12 protein-coding genes are annotated in these 20870 nt (G+C 70.4%); 5 read left to right on the plus strand and 7 right to left on the minus strand.

Annotated elements, in window-relative coordinates; genetic code table 11:
• Window positions 1–21 precede the first annotated feature (21 nt).
• From P1U75_RS15200 to P1U75_RS15210, 3 genes are read right to left on the minus strand one after another with little or no spacing between them, the layout of a single operon-like run.
• Window positions 22–903, minus strand: a complete 882-nt coding sequence (locus P1U75_RS15200) for an esterase-like activity of phytase family protein (RefSeq protein WP_300244898.1) — start codon at window positions 901–903, stop codon at window positions 22–24.
• Complete coding sequence (gene mepA / locus P1U75_RS15205) at window positions 876–1748, minus strand: penicillin-insensitive murein endopeptidase (RefSeq protein WP_300244900.1); 873 nt, start codon at window positions 1746–1748, stop codon at window positions 876–878. Before mepA ends, P1U75_RS15200 begins: the two co-directional genes overlap by 28 nt.
• Window positions 1745–3181, minus strand: coding sequence for an MFS transporter (locus P1U75_RS15210; RefSeq protein WP_366915052.1), 1437 nt, complete (start codon window positions 3179–3181; stop codon window positions 1745–1747). Before P1U75_RS15210 ends, mepA begins: the two co-directional genes overlap by 4 nt.
• Before the next feature lie 105 nt (window positions 3182–3286).
• Between P1U75_RS15210 and P1U75_RS15215 the strand changes: the two genes are divergently transcribed.
• The 5 genes from P1U75_RS15215 to pbpC all read left to right on the plus strand — a co-directional run bounded on the left by P1U75_RS15215 (window position 3287) and on the right by pbpC (window position 14153).
• Window positions 3287–3574, plus strand: coding sequence for a YggT family protein (locus P1U75_RS15215; protein WP_300244903.1), 288 nt, complete (start codon window positions 3287–3289; stop codon window positions 3572–3574).
• 118 nt (window positions 3575–3692) lie between these two features.
• Window positions 3693–5738: a DNA helicase RecQ gene (gene recQ, locus P1U75_RS15220; protein WP_300244904.1), complete on the plus strand. Its 2046-nt coding sequence runs from the start codon at window positions 3693–3695 to the stop codon at window positions 5736–5738.
• 32 nt (window positions 5739–5770) lie between these two features.
• Window positions 5771–6550 carry a peroxide stress protein YaaA gene (gene yaaA, locus P1U75_RS15225; protein ID WP_300244906.1) on the plus strand — a complete coding sequence of 260 codons (780 nt, stop codon included), beginning with the start codon at window positions 5771–5773 and terminating at the stop codon, window positions 6548–6550.
• Between the two features lie 104 nt (window positions 6551–6654).
• Window positions 6655–12102 (plus strand): alpha-2-macroglobulin family protein, encoded by a 5448-nt coding sequence (locus P1U75_RS15230; RefSeq protein ID WP_300244908.1) that lies wholly within the window; start codon window positions 6655–6657, stop codon window positions 12100–12102.
• Window positions 12099–14153, plus strand: coding sequence for a penicillin-binding protein 1C (gene pbpC, locus P1U75_RS15235; RefSeq protein ID WP_300244910.1), 2055 nt, complete (start codon window positions 12099–12101; stop codon window positions 14151–14153). Before P1U75_RS15230 ends, pbpC begins: the two co-directional genes overlap by 4 nt.
• 10 nt (window positions 14154–14163) lie before the next feature.
• On the opposite strand, the gene P1U75_RS15240 is transcribed toward pbpC, so the two are convergent.
• Genes P1U75_RS15240 through P1U75_RS15255 form a run of 4 tightly spaced genes read right to left on the minus strand, consistent with a single transcriptional unit; the run spans window position 14164 to window position 20859 of the window.
• Window positions 14164–16206 (minus strand): hypothetical protein, encoded by a 2043-nt coding sequence (locus tag P1U75_RS15240; protein ID WP_300244912.1) that lies wholly within the window; start codon window positions 16204–16206, stop codon window positions 14164–14166.
• Complete coding sequence (locus tag P1U75_RS15245; RefSeq protein WP_300244914.1) at window positions 16203–18983, minus strand: DUF4159 domain-containing protein; 2781 nt, start codon at window positions 18981–18983, stop codon at window positions 16203–16205. Before P1U75_RS15245 ends, P1U75_RS15240 begins: the two co-directional genes overlap by 4 nt.
• The gene (locus P1U75_RS15250) at window positions 18980–19855 is read right to left on the minus strand and encodes a DUF58 domain-containing protein (protein ID WP_300244915.1); all 876 of its coding nucleotides are present in this window, start codon (window positions 19853–19855) and stop codon (window positions 18980–18982) included. Before P1U75_RS15250 ends, P1U75_RS15245 begins: the two co-directional genes overlap by 4 nt.
• The gene (locus P1U75_RS15255; RefSeq protein ID WP_300244916.1) at window positions 19852–20859 is read right to left on the minus strand and encodes a MoxR family ATPase; all 1008 of its coding nucleotides are present in this window, start codon (window positions 20857–20859) and stop codon (window positions 19852–19854) included. The genes P1U75_RS15250 and P1U75_RS15255 overlap by 4 nt, the downstream gene beginning before the upstream one ends.
• Window positions 20860–20870 lie beyond the last annotated feature (11 nt).

Below are 20870 nucleotides of genomic sequence, written 5' to 3' on the forward strand. Positions count from 1 at the left end.
CTCGGCCACCTCTGCGCAAGGCTAATCCGGCAGGCTGTATTCCACCAGTTCGGTGCGCTGGAGCGACAGGAAGTTGTCGTCGGAGATCATGGTGGCGCGCAGACCCCCGCCCGCATCGCGCCAGACCGAGACCCCTTCGAGGTTGTCATGGGTGCCGGCGGCGGTGGTCAGCAGGGTTTCCTCCTGCTCTGCACCGGCCTCGGTGAGGGTCCAGCGCCGCAACCGGCTGCGAAACCCCAATATGCCGACCGCCCGTTCCAGAACGTAAAGCCGCCCGTCCGGCCCGATGTCGGCGCCGACCGGCTTGAACCGGCCCCGTGCGGGCAGGGTGAAGGCCACCCGCCAGCGGTGTGCGTCGCGGCGATAGACCGGAATGCGCCCCTGGGCATCGCGCCCGTCCTCGGGCAGGGTATAGAGTCGACCCGCCGCGTCGATGGCCAGCGCCTCGAGCGATCGGTTGCCTTTCAGCCCGCGAAACACCTGCGGGGCGTTCAACACGGTTGCGCGCGCGCCGGGCCGCGCGTAGCGGGCGACGCGGTGCACCCCCTCGAACGAGATGTAGATCGCCCCGTCGCGCCCGATCGCCAGCCCCTCGGAATCCGCGATGGGTCCGGACAACGGTCGGCCCCGGCTCGACAAGAGATGCCAATGCGACAACGGCTCGACCCCTTCGATCCGCCCCTCGGCGTCCCGTGTCAGGAGCACTTCGACGACCATCGTCCGGTCGCTCAGCATCGTGGCGCTGAGGCCGTCGGGCGATAGCTGCAGCCCGGAGAACCCGCCCAACCACGCCTCCGGCCGCTGCCAGTCATGGGCGGACAGGAACCGCGCCTTGCCCGCTTCGGTCGGATCGCAAGCGGCAAGCAGCAGGAGGATTATTGCGAGCGCAGGACCGAGGCGCATTGACGGGGCAGGTCGGACAAAACGTAGTCGCGGCGTTTCTTCGGCGGCGGCGCGTTGGGGTCGCGCGGTTTGGGCGGCGGCGGGTTCAGGATGTCGTTCACCCATTTCTGCGCATCGGCACAGCCATCACCGCGCGGCGGCCTGTCCTGGTTCTCGCAGCCGCGCGCGCCGCGCGGGCATTTCAGCCGGACGTGGAAATGGTAATGGTGCCCATACCAGGGCCGGATCTTGCGCAGCCAGCGGCGGTCGCCCTTTTCATCCTTGCACATCTGCACCTTGGCGCCGGGAAAGACAAAGATGCGGGCGACGCGCGGATCCTTGGCGGCGGCGCGCAGCAGCGCGTGATGCTGCGGGCTCCAGTTGGCGTTCACATAGGCGCCCTTGGCCTTGCGCAGCGAGATCGAGGAGAGGCTCTCGCGCGCCTGCCGGCTGAGATCCAGCCGCTTGGCCGGCAACATCCAGATATCGACGTCGAGCCCGATCTGGTGGCTGCGGTGCCCCGACAGCATCGGCCCGCCACGCGGCTGGCTGATGTCGCCGACATAAAGGCCCTGCCATCCCGGCAGGGTGGCGGCGAAGGCGCTGAGGTTCTGGACGTAGTCGATGACCTCCGGATGCCCCCAGTTGCGGTTCCGGCTCAGCCGCATCGCTTGCCAGGTCGGCCCGGTCTCGGGCAGTTGCACCGCGCCCGCGACGCAGCCCCTGGAATAGCTGCCGTAGGGGGCGGGTGGTTGCTTCGAGGCCTCGGTCTTGGCGCCGAAATACTGTTTCGCCAAAGGCTCGGCCCTGGCCTGGGGCGCGGACAGCACCAGGAGCAGGCCGAGACAGGCGAACAGCAACCTCATGCGGGGTAGTCTCCTTGCGGTTTCACCCACCGTAGCAGGATCAGCCCGATCAGGAAAAGCGCGATCAGCGGGGTCACCCCGATCTGTTGGCTGCCGCTGATCAGGGTCACCGCGCCGATGCTCAGCGGGGCGATGAAAGAGGTCGCCTTGCCGGCCAACGCATACAGGCCGAAGGCCTCGGTCATGCGGTCGGGATTGGCCTGGCGCACCATCATCGTCCGGCTGGCCGCCTGGATCACGCCACCCGCCGCGCCGATGACGGCACCGACCGCATAAAAGGCGATGTCGGGCAGGGCCGAGCCCTCGGGCACGGGGAGGCCGAACACGCTGGTCGGGCTGACGAAGACGATGGCGATCGCCACGAGGGTCAGGGCCAGGATACAGGTTGTGATCACCGGCTTGGGGCCGAAGTATTCATCCGCGCGGCCCCCGACCCAGGCAAAGATCGCGCCGAAGATGATCGCCAGGATGCCGAAGATGCCGGTATCGACCACGGTCCAGCCCAGCACGCCGGCGGCATAGATGCCGCCAAAGGTGTACATGCCGTTCAGCGCGTCGCGGTAGAACATCGACGAGCCGAGATAGGCGAACAGCGAGGGCGTGCGCGGCAGGCTGCGGATGGTGCGACCGACGTCGCGTAGGGCGGCGGAAACCGCGCCGCGCGGTGCCTTGCGCGGCGCCGGATCGCGCACCCACAAAAAGAACGGGATCATGAAGACCACGTACCAGATCGCCGTCAGCGGCCCGACGAAACGGGTGCCCTCGCGCGCCGCCGGGTCCAGCCCCAGCGCCGGGGACAGTCCGAAGAAGGTTTTCCCGGTGGTGGCGCTTTCCGCAAAAAAGCCCAGCATCACCACCAGCGCCACCAGCCCGCCGAGATAGCCGAAGGCCCAGCCGTTGCCGGAAATGCGGCCGATCTCCTCCCTGGAGCCGAGATCGGGCAGCATCGAGTTGGTGAAGATGGTGGCGAACTCCATCCCGATCATGCCGACGGCAAAGAGGAAAAGGGTCAGGTAGAGGTTGAAGCTCTCTGGCGCGGCCCACCACAATCCGGCCGCCCCGATCACGTAGAGTGCCGAAAACGCCCAGATCCAGCGCAGCCGGTTGCCCGAGAGGTCGGCCATCGCGCCCAGAACCGGCGCCAGCAGCGCGATCACCACGCCGGCCGCCCCGATGCCGAAGCCCCAGGCCGATTGCGCGGCGCTGCCGTCGCCCATCAGCTCCTTGACGTAGGGGGCGAAGATGAAGGTGATCAGCAGCGTGTTGTAGGGCTGGCTGGCCCAGTCGAAGAAAAACCAGCCCCAGATCCGCTTGCGTGTGGAAATCGCCGTCATGCCCCGCCCCCGAATTTTGTCCCGGATGCTAGGCGGTCTGCCCCGCACGCGAAACAGGAAAGGCGCCGGCGCGATGCAATCTGCGGCCTGTCGCGTCATTTCCGGCACATCATGAAACGGTCATCTATGGTGGCGATCGGACGGCCCCTTGCCCTTTGCGCCTGTCCGCCTTAGGTCGGAGGCGGTTCGAAGAGGGAAAAACCGATGCAGTCGCTGTTTCAAATCCTGATGCTGATCCTCGACGTGGTGTGGTTCTTTATCATCGCGCATGTGATCATGAGCTGGCTGATCAATTTCCAGGTGCTGAACATGCGCCAGCAACTCGTGGCGCAGATCTGGTACGGGTTGAACCGCATCCTGGAGCCGATCTACGGCCCGATCCGTCGCCTGCTGCCGCCGATGGGCGGGCTTGACCTGGCGCCGCTGGCGGTGCTGCTGGCGATCATCGTGCTGCGCATCGTTCTGCAAAACAACATGGCGCTGTTCTTCTGAGGCGCGGCGCGCCTCGTTTTGGCGCAGGTCTTGTGGGTCTGCGGTCTTGTTCCCCGATTCTTAGTGTGTGAAACTGCCTGCTGAGAGCAGACAGAAACCTCAGAACAAGGCCTCCGGCATGCCCGCCTCTTCCTCGCTTTTGCGCGACGTGTTTGGATTCGAGAGCTTTCGCACCGGTCAGGAGGAGATCGTCGAGGCTGTCGCCGCGGGCGAGAACGTGCTGGCGATCATGCCCACGGGGGGCGGAAAATCGCTGTGTTTCCAACTGCCCGCCCTGCTGCGCGAGGGGGTCACGGTGGTGATCTCGCCGCTGATCGCGCTGATGCGCGACCAGGTGCGCGGATTGCAGGAGGCCGGGGTCGAGGCCGGTGCGCTGACCTCGGGCAACACCCAGGAGGAAACCGACGCGGTCTGGGCGGCGCTGGAGGCGGGGCGGCTGAAACTGCTCTACATGGCGCCCGAACGGCTCGCCTCGGGGGCCGCGCTGGCCATGCTGCGGCGCGTCGGGGTCAGCCTGATCGCGGTGGACGAGGCGCATTGCGTCAGCCAGTGGGGCCATGATTTCCGCCCCGACTACCTGCGCATCGGCGATCTGCGCCGCGCACTGGGCGTGCCTCTGGCGGCCTTCACCGCTACGGCGGACGCCGAAACGCAGGAAGAAATCGTCCAGAAACTGTTCGACGGGGAGCCGCCGCGCAGCTTCCTGCGCGGATTCGACCGGCCAAACATCCATTTGGCCTTTGCCGCCAAGGACGGACCACGCCGCCAGATCCTCGAGTTTGCCGCGGCGCGCCGGGGTCACTCCGGCATCGTCTATTGCGCCACGCGGGCCAAGACCGAGGCGCTGGCCCAGGCCCTGCGCGAGGACGGCCACAGCGCCTGCCACTACCACGGCGGCATGGAGGCCGAGGACCGCCGCGTGGTCGAGGGCCGGTTTGCCCGCGAGGACGGTCTGATCGTGGTTGCCACCGTCGCCTTTGGCATGGGCATCGACAAGCCGGATATCCGCTGGGTCGCCCATGCCGACCTGCCGAAAAGCATCGAGGCCTATTACCAGGAGATCGGCCGGGCCGGGCGCGATGGCGCACCGGCCGAAACCCTCACGCTCTACGGGCCCGACGACATCCGCCTGCGCCGCAACCAGATCGACGAGGGGCTGGCCCCGCCCGAACGCCGCGCCGCCGATCACGCGCGGCTCAACGCGCTGCTGGGTCTGGCCGAGGCGCTGGGCTGCCGCCGCCAGGCGCTGCTGGGGTTTTTCGGGGAAGAGACCGCGCCCTGCGGTTATTGCGACCTTTGCGACAGCCCGCCCGAACTGTTCGACGGCACCACGCCGGTGCGCATGGCGCTTTCGGCGATCCTGCGCACCGAGGAATGGTTCGGTGCCGGCCATCTCACCGACATCCTGACCGGGACCGAGACCGACCGGATCCGCCAGCGCGGCCATGACGCCCTGCCGACCTATGGCGTCGGCAAGGACTATGACAAGCGGCAATGGTCCGCGATCTTTCGCCAGATGATGGGCCGCGATCTGGTCCGCCCGGACCCGGCGCGGCACGGCGCGCTGCGCATGACCGATGCGGCGCTGCCGATCCTGCGCGGCGAGGGCACGATCACCCTGCGCCGCGACGTGATCCGCAAGGCGGCGGCGCAGCGGCGCCCGGCGGTCAAGGCGCTGGTCTCGGACGAGGACGCGCCGCTGTTGTCCGCGCTCAAGGCCAGGCGCCGCGCGCTCTCCGAGGCGGCCAAGGTGCCCGCCTATGTCATCTTTCCCGACCGCACCCTGATCGAGATGGCCGAAACCCGGCCCGCGAGCCTAGACCAGATGGCGCGGATCAACGGGGTGGGGGCGAAAAAGCTCGAACGTTACGGCACGGCGTTCCTTGAGGTGATCAACGGGGCCGTGACGCCGGCGCACCCGGCACGGCGCAAGCTGGCCGGGCGCGAGGCCGGGAGCCTTTTTGACCGGTTGCTGGAGGCGCAGGCGGGGCTGGCCCGGGGCGCGGCCGGCATCGACAAGCCGATGAGCTGTTCGGCGGCGGAACTGGCCAAGCTGGCGCAGCAGCGTCCGACCGAAGAATCCGCGCTGGTGCGACTTCTTGGCGAGCGGCGGGCGGAACGGTTCGGCCCGGCCTTTCTGGACGTGCTGCGCGACGCGGGCTAGATCAGGCCAAAATTACATCTTGGGGATAGAATATGTTGGTTGTGATCTCGCCGGCGAAAAAGCTGGACTGGCAGGAACGCGAAATCGAGACGACCGAACCGGCATTTGCGGGGGATGCGGCTGAGCTGGCCGAGGTCGCGCGGGGATTGACGGCGCAAGACCTGCAAGACCTGATGAAGATCAGCGCCGATCTGGCGACCCTCAACCGCGACCGGTTCCGCGATTTCGTCGATATGCCCGGCGCGGATGTTACCCGCCCCGCCGCGCTGGCCTTTGCCGGTGACACCTATCAGGGGCTGGAGGCGGCCTCGCTCGATCCCGAGGAATTGGACTGGGCACAGGATCACCTGCGCATCCTGTCCGGTCTTTACGGTATCCTGCGTCCGCGCGACGCGATCCAGCCCTATCGGCTGGAAATGGGCAGCCGGTTGAAAACGCTGCGCGGCAAATCGCTTTATGATTGGTGGGGTGACCGGATTTCCCAGGCACTGAACGATCAGGCCGAGGCCATCGGCACCGACGTGCTGGTCAACTGCGCCAGCCAGGAATACTTCGGCGCGGTGGACCTCAAGGCGCTGAAGCCGCGGGTGATTGCCCCGGTGTTCATGGAGGATAAAGGCAGCGCGCCGAAGATCGTCAGCTTCTATGCCAAGCGGGCGCGCGGCGCGATGGCCCGCTATATCGTCCAGAACCGGCTGACCGATCCCGACAGCCTGCGCGATTTCGAGACCGGCGGTTATGTCTATCGGCCCGAGGTGTCGGCGCCCGACAGGCCGGTCTTCGTCCGCCCCTATGATGCTGGAAGGGCCTGACGCGCGCCCGCTCCGGTCGGGCTGATCCCATCGGTCCGTCACGGGAATCGTTGCCAAATCCCCGCTCTCCGTGCGAGCCTTGCGGCACAGCACGGAGTGATTTCATGGAACGGTTTATGCGCGCGGCCCTTGGCCTTGTTTTCGCGATCATTTGGGGCGTGACCGCGCAGGCCCAGGAGGTCATCCCCGAATTTCGCTTCGTCGTCACCGACGACATGGATTTCTACGGCGCCGATCTCGACGCGCTGTTCGATACCGATCTGCCCAGTTGCCTGCGCGCCTGTTCCGCCAACCCGCGCTGCACCGCCTTTACCTACAACACCCGCTCCAACGCCTGTTTCCCGAAAATCGGCGTGAGCGAACGCACGCCCTATGCCGGGGCACTCTCGGCCGAGAAATTCGTCACCCCGGCGGCAGTCCGCCAACTCGGCGCGACCCGCGCCGTCGATCTGGGTTTCCTGAGCGAGAGCGATCTGACACAGGCCGCCGGGCGGGCCCGCGACCTGGGGCTGCAGCACCGCGCCGGCGGGCTCGACGTCGAGGCGGCGCTCGATGCCGGGCGGGGGCGGGCGGCGGCGGGCGATCCCCTGCGCGCCTCGGGCTGGATCGGGGCGGCGGTCTCGCTCACCGACATGGGGCCGCTCTGGACCGAATACGCGCGGCTGCTGCTCGACATCCGCACCGACAACAGCGGCCGCCGGCGCGATTACGAGGCGCGGGCGCAGGACGCGGCGATCAACGGTTACTTGCGGGCCGGAAGCGACGGCGCGCGGGTCACCGCGCTGGGCGTGCTGGCCGAGGCGCTGGAGCGGCGCGATGGCGGGCGCGACATGATCCCGGCTCTGCGGCTGGCCAGCGACATCCAGCCGCGCGACGAGATCCTCGCCGCGCTTGATTCCGCAATCGGGAAATACGGGTTCCGCATCACCGACAGCAGCGTCGAGAGCGATACCGACGCGCCGCGCATCTGTGCGCAGTTCTCCGAGGACCTGGTCAAGGCGGGGGGCGATTACGGCCCCTTCCTGCGCCTGCCCGAGGCGGGGCTGGTGGTGCAGGCCGAGCAGCGGCAGCTTTGCATCGACGGGGTCGAGCACGGCAAGCGTTATCGCGTGACCTTCCGGCGGGGCCTGCCCGCAGCCAGCGGAGAGGTGCTTCAAAAGGACATCGAGCTGACCCATTACGTACAGGATCGTAGCCCGAACGTACGTTTCCCCGGCCGCGCCTACGTGCTGCCGAAATCCGCCGATGCGGCGCTGCCGGTCGAGACGGTGAATGTCGACAAGCTGGAGCTGACCCTGCGCCGGGTCAGCGACCGCAACCTGATCCGCGCGATCCAGCAGGAGTATTTCGCCCGCCCCCTGTCGCATTGGCAGGAAGAGGATTTCGCGGGCAGCGTGGCTCAGCAGGTCTGGACCGGCACGGCGGAGGTGGGCAACGAGCTGAACAGCGACATGACCACGCGCCTGCCGATGGCGCAGGCGATCGCGGGGCAGGGGCCGGGGATCTACGCACTGACCGCGAAGGTGCCGGGGGCCGATCCCTATGACGATCCGGGCGCGACGCAATGGTTCGTGCTTTCCGATCTGGGGCTGTCCACCCTGTCGGGCAGCGACGGGCTGCATGTGCAGGTTTCGGGGCTGTCGGAGGCGCAGCCGCGCGCGGGGATCGAGGTTTCGCTGATCTCGCGCGCCAACGCGGTGCTGGCGGTGGCGCAGACCGGGGCGGATGGCCTCGCGCTGTTCGACGCAGGGCTGACCCGTGGCACCGGCGGTGCCGCGCCGGCGCTGGTGGTGGCGCGGCAGGGCGAGGAGGATCTGGCGTTTCTGTCGTTGACCGAGCCGGCCTTCGATCTTTCTGACCGCGGGGTCGAGGGGCGCGCGCCCGCCGGTCCGGTCGATGTGTTCCTGACCACCGACCGCGGCGCCTATCGCGCTGGCGAGGTGATCCACGCAACCGCACTGTCCCGTGACGACACCGCGCAGGCGATCGAGGGGCTGCCGCTGATCGCGATCCTCAGCCGCCCCGACGGGGTGGAGTACAGCCGCCATATCTCCGACGGGGGCATGGCTGGCGGGCATGTGTTTTCCTTCCCGGTCGGGGTGACCGCGCCGCGCGGCACCTGGCGGCTGGACATCAAGGCCGACCCGGATGCCCCGGCGCTGGCCAGCCAGGTGCTGCTGGTCGAGGATTTCCTGCCCGAGCGGATCGATTTCGACCTGAGCCTGCCGGAGGCGCCGCTGCGCGCGGGCGATACGCCGCCGCTCTCCATCTCGGCGCGCTATCTTTTCGGGGCGCCGGGGGCGGATCTGAGCGTCGAGGGGCAGGTGGTGCTGCGCCCGGCCAAAACGGTTGCGGAATGGCCCGGCTATCGCTTTGGCCGCCATGATGCCGGCGCGCGGGCGCAGAGCAGCTATTTCGGCACCCTGCGCACCGATGCACGCGGGGTCGTCACGGTGCCGGTGGAGCTGCCGCGCCCCGAGGCCGGGGGGCAGCCGCTGGAGGCCGAGGTGATCGCGCGGGTCTCCGATGGCTCGGCCCGCCCGGTGGAACGCCGGTTGAGCGTGCCGGTGCGGCCCGACGGGCCGGTGATCGGGATCAAGCCGAAGTTCGAGGATGTGGTCACCGAGGGGACCGAGGCCGGGTTCGAGCTGATCGGGCTGGCCGCCGACCTGACGCCGCAACCGATGCAGGTGCGCTGGACGCTGAACCGGATCGAAACCCGCTATCAGTGGTATCAGCTCTACGGCAATTGGAACTGGGAGCCGGTGACGCGGCGCAGCCGTATCGCCACCGGCGAGGCCCTGCTGGGCGCGGCGCCTGTGTCGGTCTCCTCCCCGGTGGAATGGGGCGAATACGAGTTGGTGGTCGAGCGCACGGATGGCGCCTATGCGGCCGCTTCGGTGGATTTCTATGCCGGTTGGTACGTTTCGGCCGATGCCGCCGCCACCCCCGACCGACTCGAGATGTCGCTTGATCGGGAAAGCTATGCCGTGGGCGAGACCGCAAACCTGCGGATCGTGCCGCGCATGGCGGGCACCGCGCTGATCACGGTGATGGGCGATCGGGTGATTTCCCGCCAGGCGGTCACGGTCGATACGGGCGAGAGTGTCATTCCGCTCGAGGTGACGAAGGACTGGGGCACCGGTGCCTATGTCACGGCCACGGTGATCCGCCCGATGGACGTGGCCGCCGGGCAAAACCCGGCCCGCGCGCTTGGCCTTGCCCATGCGGCGGTCGATCCGGGCGACAAGGCGCTGCGGGTCGCGATCGACGCGCCGGAGCTGACCCGGCCGCGCGGCACCCAGCGGCTGCGCGTGACGGTCGATGGCGCGGCGGCGGGCGAACAGGCCTGGCTGACGCTGGCCGCTGTCGATCTGGGCATCCTGAACCTGACCGGTTTCGACAGCCCCGATCCGCAGGGGCATTATTTCGGCCAGCGGCGGCTCGGGGTGGAATTGCGCGATGTCTATGGTCGGCTGATCGACGGCATGAACGGGGCGATGGGTACGGTCCGCTCGGGCGGCGATTCCGACAGCGGTCAGCGGATGCAGTCACCGCCGCCGACGCAGGACCTGATGGCAGTGTTCTCCGGCCCGGTGCAGGTGGGAGAAGATGGCGCGACCCTGGTCGATATCGACCTGCCCGATTTCAACGGCACCGTGCGGCTGATGGCGGTGGCCTGGACGCGCGGCGCGGTGGGCCAGGCCGAGGCCGACATGCTGGTGCGCGATCCGGTGGTGGTCACCGCCAGCCTGCCGCGGTTCCTCGCCCCCGGCGACGAGAGCCGGATCCGGCTGGAGGTGGTGCATGCGGATGGCCCGGCGGGGCAGATGACGCTGGACCTGACCGCGCAAGGGCAGGGGATCGCGCTGGGCGATGACCCGGCACCGTTCCAACTGGCCGAGGGCGGCAAGGCGGTTTTCGAGGTGCCGGTGCGCGCGCGCTCTGTCGGCGACCCGGAGATCACGCTGGTGCTGACCACGCCCGCCGGCCAGACCCTGACCCAAAGCCTGCGGCTGCCGGTGCGCGCCAATGATCCGCAGGTGGCGCAGACGCGGCGGTTCTCGCTGGGGGCGGGCGACCGGTTCCTGTTCAGCGACGATGTCTTTGCCGGGATGAAACCGGGCACCGGGCGCGCGATCCTCTCGGCCGGGCCGCTGGCGCGGTTCGATGCGCCGGGCCTGCTGGCGCGGCTCGACCGCTATCCCTATGGCTGCACCGAACAGGTGACCTCCAAGGCGCTGCCGCTTCTCTACCTGTCCTCGGTGGCGCAGGCCTCCGGGCTGGGCAATGGCCCGGCGGTGGACAAGCGGATTGCCGATGCCATCGCGCAGGTGCTGACCCGGCAGGCGCCGAACGGTGCCTTCGGGTTGTGGCGGGCGGAATCGGGGGATTTCTGGCTGGACGCCTATGTCACCGATTTCCTGTCCCGCGCGCGGGCCGAGGGGCATCCGGTGCCCGACCGCGCCCTGCGGCAGGCGCTGGACAACCTGCGCAACCGGGTGAACTACGCCCCCGATTTCGATGCCGGGGACGAGGCCGGCGGCAGCATCGCCTATGCGCTGATGGTTCTGGCGCGCGAAGGCGCCGCCGCGATGGGCGATCTGCGCTATTACGCCGACGTGAAGGGGGGCGATTTCGCCACCCCGCTGGCGGCGGCGCAGCTGGGCGCGGCGCTGGCCGCCTATGGCGATCAGCCGCGCGCCGACGCGATGTTCCTGCGTGCCGCGCGGATGATCGAGACCCGGCCCGAAACCGGCCGGTTGTGGCGCGCCGACTATGGCACCGGGCTGCGCGACGCGGCGGGGCTTCTGGCGCTGGCCACCGAGGCGGGCAGTTCGGCGGTGGACGCAGATGCCCTGACGGCGCGGATCACCCGCGCCGATCTGCGCCCCTCGACGCAGGAGGCGGCCTGGTCGCTTTTGGCGGCGCATGCGCTGATCAAATCGCCGGAGAAGTCCGGGCTGCGGGTTGACGGTGCCCCGGTCACGGGCCCCTTCGTGCAGATGCGCGAGGATGGGGCCGGGGGGCCGGAGGTCGAGATCACAGCCGCCGACGGCCGCGCCACCGATATCACGCTGACCACGCTGGGCGTGCCCGAGGTGGCGCCCGGGGCGGGCGGCACCGGCTATGCCATCGCGCGGCGGTACTACACCCTCGAGGGGGTGCCGGTCGAGGGCCGCGACTTTACCGTGGGCGAGCGGTTGGTCGCGGTGATCGAGGTGCGCCCCTTTGAGGACAGCGGCGCGCGGCTGATGGTGGACGATCCGCTGCCGGCGGGGCTGGAGATCGACAACCCCAACCTGTTGCGCTCGGGCGATGTGCGGGCGCTGGACTGGCTGCGCCCGACCGAGGCCGAGCATGCCGAGTTCCGCAGCGATCGGTTCCTTGCCGCGGTCAATCTGCGCCAGGCCGAGACCGTGACGCTGGCCTATATCCTGCGCGCGGTGACGCCGGGCGTGTTCCACCATCCGGCGGTCTCGGTCGAGGACATGTACCGCCCCCGGTACCGGGCGCGCGGTGACACCGGCCGCGTGACCATCCGCGAATGAAGGTGCGACTGAGGGCGGGCGCGCTTTTCGCGCTGGCGCTGCTGCTGTTCGCGGCGGCGGCGCTGCGTGACGGCGTTGAGGCCTGGATCGAGGCGACGGAGCTGCCGGTGATGCTCTCCGAGACATCGGTCGAGGTGCGCGACCGCGACGGCGTGCTGCTGCGCGCCTACCCGGTGGCTGATGGGCTGATGCGGCTGGCCCCGCCGCCGCTGGCGGGTGTCGATGCGCGCTACCTGGACATGCTTCTGGCCTATGAGGACAAGCGGTTTCGCAGCCATTCCGGTGTCGATCCGCTGGCGATGGCGCGGGCCGTGGTGCAGGCGCTCTGGCATGGCCGCGCGGTCTCGGGGGGATCGACGCTCAGCATGCAGGTGGCGCGGCTCTTGGAGGATGGCGGCACCGGGCGCTGGTCCGGCAAGCTGCGGCAGATCCGGGTTGCGCTGGCGCTGGAGCGGCGGCTGGACAAGGACGCGATCTTGTCGCTTTACCTGACCCATGCGCCCTATGGTGGCCATCTGGAGGGCGTGCGCGCCGCCACGCTGGCCTGGTTCGGGAAGGAACCGGCGCGGCTGACCCCGGGTGAGGCGGCGCTGCTGGTGGCGCTGCCGCAATCGCCCGAAACCCGTCGCCCCGACCGGCATCCGCAGGCCGCCCGCACCGCCCGCGCGCGGGTGCTGGCGCGGATGCGGACGCGCGGCGTGATCACGGCGGAACAGGCGCAGACGGCGGCGCGCGCGCCGCTGCCCGGGGCGATGCAGCCGTTTCCGATGTTGGCGCCGCATCTGGCCGATGCGCTGCGCGGCGCCGATCCGCTGGCGCCGCGCCATGACGTGACGCTGAAGGCCGGGGTGCAGGAACGGATGCAGGCGCTGGCGGCCCGGGCGGCGCAGAAGGCCGGGCCGCGGGTCTCTGCCGCGCTCGTGGTTGCGGATCACCAAAGCGGTGAAATCCTCGCTTCGGTCGGGTCGCCGGCCTATGCCGAGGGGGGGGGGCGACAGGGGTTCGTCGACATGACCCGCGCGCTGCGCTCGCCCGGATCGACGCTGAAACCGCTGGTCTATGGCCTCGCCTTCGACCAGGGGCTGGTTCATCCCGAAACCCTGATCCACGACGGGCCGGTGATGTTCGGCCGCTACGCACCGCATAATTTCGACGGCCAGTACCGCGGCGATCTGCCGGTGCGGGCGGCGTTGCAGATGTCGCTGAACATCCCGGTGATCAAGCTGACCAACGATCTCGGCCCGGCGCGGGTGATGGACGCGCTGCGCCGCGCCGGGGCGCGGCCGCGCCTGCCCGGCGGCGCGCCCGGCCTGGCGGTGGCGCTGGGCGGGGTCGGCACCACCCTGCGCGACCTGGTGCAGCTTTACGCGGTGATCGCGGCGGGCGGGCAGGGGCCGCTGCTGCGCGCGCGGCAGGAGGCGCCCTTTGCGCAAACGCCGCGGGTGATCTCGCCCGCCGCCGCCTGGCAGCTGGGCGATATCCTGCGCGGGCTGGCGCCGCCGCCCGGCGCGCCCGCGCATGCGCTGGCCTACAAGACCGGGACCTCTTATGGCCACCGCGATGCCTGGGCGATCGGGTTCGACGGACGCCATGTGATCGGGGTCTGGATGGGGCGGGCCGACGGCACCCCGGTGCCGGGGGCCTTTGGCGGCGAGCTGACAGCGCCGGTGCTGTTCGAGGCCTTTGGTCGGCTGAAGCCGGAGGTCGAACCGCTGCCCGCGCCGCCGCCCGAGACGCTGATCCTGACCACCGCCGAACTGCCGGTTCCGCTGCGGCGCTACCGCCCGCGCGGCGCGGCGCTGGTGCTCTCGGGGGGGCCAAAGCTGACCTTTCCGCCCGATGGCGCCCGGCTGGCCGCGGGCGACGGGCGGATCACGCTAAAGCTGAATGGCGGCGTGGCCCCGTTCACGGTTCTGGCCAATGGCGCCCCGGTGGCGACCGCGCTGCCCGCGCGGGAGCTTGTCATTCCCAGCCCGGGCAGGGGGTTTTCGACCCTGGTGGTGGTGGACCGCGACGGGCGCAGCGACCGGGTGACGGTGCAACTCGACTAGCGCCGGGCGCCTACCGCCGCCCCTCGCGCAGCCAGCCGCCGACGATCAGCGCCGAGGCCAGCACCAGCACCAGCCAGACCGGCAGCAGCGGCGTCTGGCGCACGTCGCGGGTCTCGTAGGCGCCGCGCGGCGTCAGCCCGATCCAGTCGCGCCCCGAGGCCGGGCGCCCCGCGCGCACGTCGCGCAGGCGCGGCAGCCCGTCTTCCAGCCGCAGGATGCCGCCGCGCAGGGGGTCGATCACCGGCTCCAGCACCGCGCCGGTAGCGATGGTCTGTTCGAACTCGCGCGGGGCGGCGGGGCCGAGCCCGATCACCGCCCGCTGATCCCCTTCGGCCAGCCGGTAGAGGCCGATCTCCGGCCCCTGGTAGCGCGCCTCGAACCGGCCCGGGGCGACCTCCTGCAATGCCAGCTCCTCGGTGCCGCCGTCCGGGCGGATCACCGTCACCGGCCCCACGCCATCGCCGAGGGTGCGGCGGATGATGCGCATGCGCTGGCCGGTGGCCTCGGCCCAGAGCGCCTCTTCCTCCAGCTCCGGCTCCTTCATCATCCAGTGCGCCAGCCGCCGCAGCAGTTCGAGCTGCGGCCCGCCGCCCTCGTAACCGCGGCCCCAGAGCCAGGCGTGGTCGGAGGCCAGCAGCGCAACCCGCCCCTCGCCCACCCGGTCGAGGATCAGCAGCGGGCGGTCGTCATACCCGGTCATCACCACGTCGCCGGCCTCCGGCTCGACCTCGATCTGGCGCAGCCACGATCCCCAGGTTTCCCCGTCGCCCAGATCGGCGGTGACCGGGTGGCGCGCGCCCAGATCGGTCACCGTCGGGCGATAGCGATCCTCGATCACCCGGGCGGTGGGCCGGGCCGGCAGCACCGGCGCCAGCGGCGAGCGATAGATACTGTCGGCGGTGGCGAAATCGGGGCCCGCCGCGACCAGCACCGCGCCGCCGCCGGAGACGTAATTGGCCACGTTGTCGAGATAGATCGCAGGCAGGATGCCGCGCCGCTGGTAGCGATCGAAGATGATCAGGTCGAAATCGTCGATCTTCTCCAGAAACAGCTCGCGGGTGGGAAAGGCGATCAGCGACAGCTCGTCCACCGGCACGCCGTCCTGTTTCTCGGGCGGGCGCAGAATGGTGAAATGCACCAGGTCCACGGAACTGTCGGATTTCAGCAGGTTGCGCCAGGTGCGGCCCCCCGCGTGCGGCTCGCCCGAGACCAGCAGCACCCGTAGCCGGTCGCGCACCCCGTTCATCTGGATCAGGGCGCTGTTGTTGCGGTCGGTCAGCTCGCCCGCCGCCCCGGGGACCGAAAAGCGGATCACGTTGCGCCCGCCGTGGGGCAGGGTGATGGGCAGCTCGATATCGCGGCCGATCGGCACGTCGAAGCGTTCGGGCGGCGCACCGTCGACGGAGATGTCCAGCGGCGCGGTCGCCGCGCCCTGTGGCGCTGCGCCGCTGTCCTCGATGCGCAGGGTCAGGGTGACAGGTTCGCCGATGATGGCGAAGGCGGGCGCGTTGCGCACCGACAGGCGGCGGTCCCAGTCGCCCGCGCGCCCGGTCAGCAGCAGGTGCAGCGGCGCGGGGAGGTCCGGCGCGCGCTCGATGTCGTGCACCCGCCCGTCCGAAAGCGCGATGATCCCGGCGACGCGGGCGCGCGGCTCTTCGGCCAGCGCGGTGGCGAGCGCGGTCATCAGCTCGGTCCCCGCATCGTCGCCGCCGTCGCCCACCTGCAGCCGGCGCAGCTCGGTATTCTCGCGCGCGGCGATCCGCGCGGCCAGCGCCTCGCCGGCCGCCTGCATCTGCGTCGGACGGTCCGACAGGTGCTGGCTGGCGCTGTCGTCCTCGATCAGGATCACGATGTCGCTCAGCGGGGCGCGGTCCTCGATCTGGTATCCGGGTCGGGTCAGCGCGCCGAGGATCAGCAGCGCCGCCAGCAGCCGCAGCCCCCAGCCGGACAGGCCGCGAACCAGCGCCAGCGCCACGGCGGCGGCAGAGAGCGCGGCCAGACCGAACAGGACCGGCCAGGGCAGCAGCGGATCGAAGATGACGGTTCCGGTCATTGTCCCAGCCTGTCCAACAGCGCGGGCACGTGGACCTGATCGGATTTGTAGTTGCCGGTCAGCACGTGCATGACCAGGTTGACGCCAAAGCGCAGCGACAGCTCCCGCTGCCGCTCGCCGGAGAAGCCGCGCCCCACCGGCAGCAGCGGCCGGCCGTCACGATCCACCGCCCAGGCCCCGGCCCAGTCGTTGCCGCCGATCACCACCGGCGTCACCCCGTCATTGAGGTTGCGGAACGGCATCCCCTCGATCTGCTCGGCATCGGGCGGGGCGGCCTCGACCCAGATCCGCCCGCGCGCATGGCGGCCGGGAAAATCCTGCAACAGGTAGAAAGCGCGGGTCAGGACATGGTCCTGCGGCACCGGCTCCAGCGGCGGGATGTCGAGCGGCGCGGCCAGCGCCTGCAGTTTGCGTCCGTTGGGACTGGCGGCGCCGAAGCCGGCGATATCGGCATCACGGGTGTCGAACAGGATCATGCCGCCGGAGCGGAGATAGGCGTTCAGCCTGGCATAGGCTTCGCCGGAGGGCTGCGGTTGTTCCGGGGTCACCGGCCAGTAGAGAATCGGGAAGAAGGCCAGTTCGTCACGCTCCAGGTCGACGCCGATCGGCGGCGCCGGTTCTATCGAGGTGCGAAAGAACAGGGTGTCCGAGAGGCCGCGCAACCCGGCCTGCGCAATATCGTCCAGCCGCGCATCGCCGGTCAGCACATGGGCCAGCGTCAACTCGCTGGCGGCGGCGATGGCGAATTCGGTGTCCTCGCCCCCGACCGGTTGCGCGGCCAGCGAGCCTCCGGCCAGACCGCTCAGCAGCAGTACCGCCAGCGCGACCACCCCACCACGCATCGGCCACAACCGCCCGCCCAGCGCCAGCGCGGCCAGCACATCGGCCGCCAGCAGCGCCAGCGCCAGCGCCAGAAGTGGTCCGCCCAAGGGCTGTTCGGGGCGCAGCGTCAGCCGTTCCACCGGCACGCCTTCGGGCCATTCGGCAGGGCTCAGCGCGGCGGCCTCGCCCAGCACGTTGCGCGCCAGCCGCCGGTCGCCGCTGTCATAGACCCCCGGCCGCAACCCGGGGCCGAGCGGCGCCTCGGCCAACGCCGGACCGGCGACGCCGGGCAGGGTGCCGGCCTCGCGCAGGGTGCCGAAGCCGTCCATCACCTGGACCGGGCGCCAGGTGGTGCCCTCCAGATCCGCCGCCTCGGGCGGTTTGGCCGAGGAGGAGACCGCCAGCCGCTCCAGCATCTGCACGAAGAGACCGGAGAGCGGCAGCGTCGACCATTCGGCATTGGCGGTGACGTGGAACAAAACCACCTGCCCCTGTCCCAGCGGTTTGCGGGTGACCAGCGGCGTGTCGTCGCTGAGCGCGGCGATCACCCGGTCGGCCAGCACCGGGTCGGGCTGTGCCATCACCTGGGCACTGACCCGCACATCACCGGGTACCGGCAGGCCGGCAAAGGGCGAGTCGGCGGGGAAGGGGGCCAGCGTTTTCGGCTCGCCCCAGCTCATCGCGCCGCCCACTGTGCGCCCGCCGCTGCGCAGCCGCACCGGCATCAGCGGGTGTTCCTCGGTCCGGGCGATATCGCTGGCGGCAAGCCGCGGCCCGGCGAACCGCAGCAACATGCCGCCGTTTTCGATCCACTCGGTGAGCGCCACCTCCTCCGGTTGCGACAGGGTGGCGACATCGGCCATCACGATCACGTCGGGGTTGGCCGGCAGCAGGTCGAGCAGCGCGCCGTCGAGCAGGTCGGCGGTGGGCGCCAGCGCCTGTTTCAGGTAGTGCAGCGGCGACAGAAGCTCGAGCCCCTCGCGGTCGCCGCGCCCGGCGATCAGCGCCACCTCGCGCCGCCGCAACCGGTCGTCGGCCAAGGTCACCGCCCCGGCCGAGCGTTGGCCCTGGATCTCGAACCTTGTGATCCGCGCCCGCAGCTCGGCGGGCAGCGAGAGCGCTGCCGTCGTTGTGGTCTCGCCGGTATCGAACCGCCCCGGCACCGTGGCGAGCACCCGCGCCGTACCGGCCGGATCACGGCCCTGGGCCAGCACCGTCACCTCGCGCGCTGCGCCGGGGTCGGAGCGATGCAGCGTCAGTTGAACCGCGCCATCGGAGAACCCGACGGGGCCGATCCCCAACACCGGCTGGCCGGTCTCGACCACGCGCAGCGCGCCCTTGTTCCGCAGCGCCGCGAGCAGCGGCGCGCGCCCGGGGTAGGTCAGCCCGTCGCTCAGCCAAAGCGTGTCAAAGCCGCCCTCCGCCGCGGAGACCGCCGCGCGCGCGGTTTCGATCTGCGCCTTTGTGGGCTGCCAGGGTTCGGGCGCAAGCCCCGCCAGGCGGCTGCGCCAGATGTCCGCCGACTGGAATTGCAGCGGCCCCGGCGCGGTCAGCGGCAGCAGCGCCACCGGGCGGCCGCCGCGCCCGGCCTCGGCCAGTTGCGCATCGAGCAATTCCATCCGCACGGCCCAGCGCGGCGCACCGGCCCAGGTCGCGTCGAGCACGACCAGGAGCGGCCCGCTGCCCGCGCGCTCCTGCTGCGGGTTCAGGACGGGTCCGGCCAGCCCCAGGATCAACGCCGCGACGGCCAGCATCCGCAGCAGCAGCAGCCACCAGGGGGTGCGGTCCGACACGCTCTCGTCATCCCTGAGCCCGAGCAACAGCGCCACACCGGGGAACCGCCGCCGCACGGGTGCGGGCGGCACCGCGCGCAGGATCAGCCAGAGGACCGGCAGCGCCAGCAACCCCAGCAGCAGCCAGGGCGCGGTGAAGCCGATCCCGCCCAGCACGGTCATGCGGCGCCCCCATCGAGCGCGCGGTAGAGCCACAGAAGCGCCGATTGCGCGTTCTCGCCGGTGTGGTGCTGGCCCAGCCGCCAGCCGGTGGCACGGCAGAGCGTGGCGAGCCGGTCACGCCGCGCCGCCAGCCGCGCCTTGTAGCGATCGCGCAGCTCTCCGGCCTTGAGCGTCTCGTGCCGCAGGGTGCCGCCGACGCTTTCAAAGATGGTGCGGCCCTGGAAGGGAAAGCTTTCCTCGGCCGGATCGAGCACCTGCAACAGAACCCCGCGCACGCCGCGGTCGGCGGCCTTGGTGAGCGCCCGCTCGACCTCTTCCACACCGCCAAGGAAATCCGAGAGGAACACGGCGCGGGCGTGGGGGATCATCGCCCTGTGCTCGGGCGGGGCGTAATCGGTGGCGGCGTCCAGCGAAAAGGCCTCGGCCAGACGCAGGATCTGGTTGCGGCCGCGCCGGGGCGGCAGCGCGGTGCCGGTCAGCCCGACCCGTTCTCCGCCGCGCACCATCAGGATCGCGAGCGCCAGCCCGAGCAGGCGCGCGCGATCCGCCTTGCGCGGCAGCGCGTCGGCGGAGGCATAGCGCATCGAGGCGCCCTGATCGACCCAGAGCATCACCGATTGCGCGATCGGCCATTCGCGTTCGCGCACGAACTGCTGGTCGCCCCGGGCCGAGCGGCGGTGGTCGATCATCCGCCGGCTGTCGCCGGGCTGCGCCGGGCGGTATTGCCAGAAATCATCCCCCAGCCCGGCGCGGCGCCGGCCATGTTCGCCCAAAAGGACGGTGCCGGCCAGATGGTCTGCCCGTGCCAACAACGGCGGCAGACGGGCGGCCTCGGCCTCGGCGCGAACGCGCAGGTCGGGGGTTTCTGTCACGCCGCGGCCTCGCTGCGGGTCAGGGCGGCGGCGGTGCTTTCGATCAGTTCGGGCAGGCTGTCGCCGCGCGCCCGGGCGGCGAAGTTCAGCGCCATGCGGTGGCTCAGCACCGGGCGGGCCATGTCGATCACGTCTTCGGCGCTGGGCGCCAGCCGCCCCTGCAACAGGGCGCGCGCGCGGACCGTCAGCATCAGCGCCTGCGCCGCGCGCGGCCCCGGCCCCCAGGCCACGGTCTCGGCCACCCGGGCCGCGACGCCCGTTTCCTCGGGACGGAAGGCGCGCACGAGATCGAGGATCAGATCGACGACCGAGTCGCCCACCGGCATCCGCCGCAGCAGGGTCTGCGCCGCGAGCAACTCCTGCGCGGTGAACACCTGCACCGCCTCGTCCTCGGTCGCGCCGGTGGTGGCCAGCAGGATGTCGCGTTCGGTCTGCCGGTCGGGATATTCCACGTCGACCTGCACCAGGAACCGGTCGAGCTGTGCCTCGGGCAGCGGATAGGTGCCCTCCTGCTCGATCGGGTTCTGGGTGGCCAGCACGTGGAAGGGCGCTGCGAGCTTGCGATCCTCGCCCGCCACGGTGACGGTGCGTTCCTGCATCGCCTGCAACAGCGCCGATTGCGTGCGCGGGCTGGCCCGGTTGATCTCGTCGGCCATCAAGAGCTGGCAGAAGATCGGGCCGGGCACGAAGCGAAAACTACGGCTGCCATCGGCGCCGGTATCCAGCACCTCCGATCCCAGGATGTCCGCCGGCATCAGGTCCGGCGTGAACTGGATGCGGTTGCCGTCCAGCCCCATCACCGTCGAGAGCGTCTCGACCAGCCGGGTCTTGCCCAGCCCGGGCAGCCCGATCAGCAGGGCGTGGCCGCCGCAAAGCAGCGCGGCCAGCGTCAGGTCCACCACCCGCTCCTGGCCGATGAAGCGGCGGGTGATCGAGGCCCTGGCCTCGGCCAGCTTGCCTTCAAGCGCCTCAATCTCGGCGACCAGATCGTCAGGATCGGACATGACATTCCTTT

The sequence above is a fragment of the Antarcticimicrobium sp. genome (assembly GCF_029212575.1).
Taxonomy (GTDB): Bacteria; Pseudomonadota; Alphaproteobacteria; order Rhodobacterales; family Rhodobacteraceae; genus Antarcticimicrobium.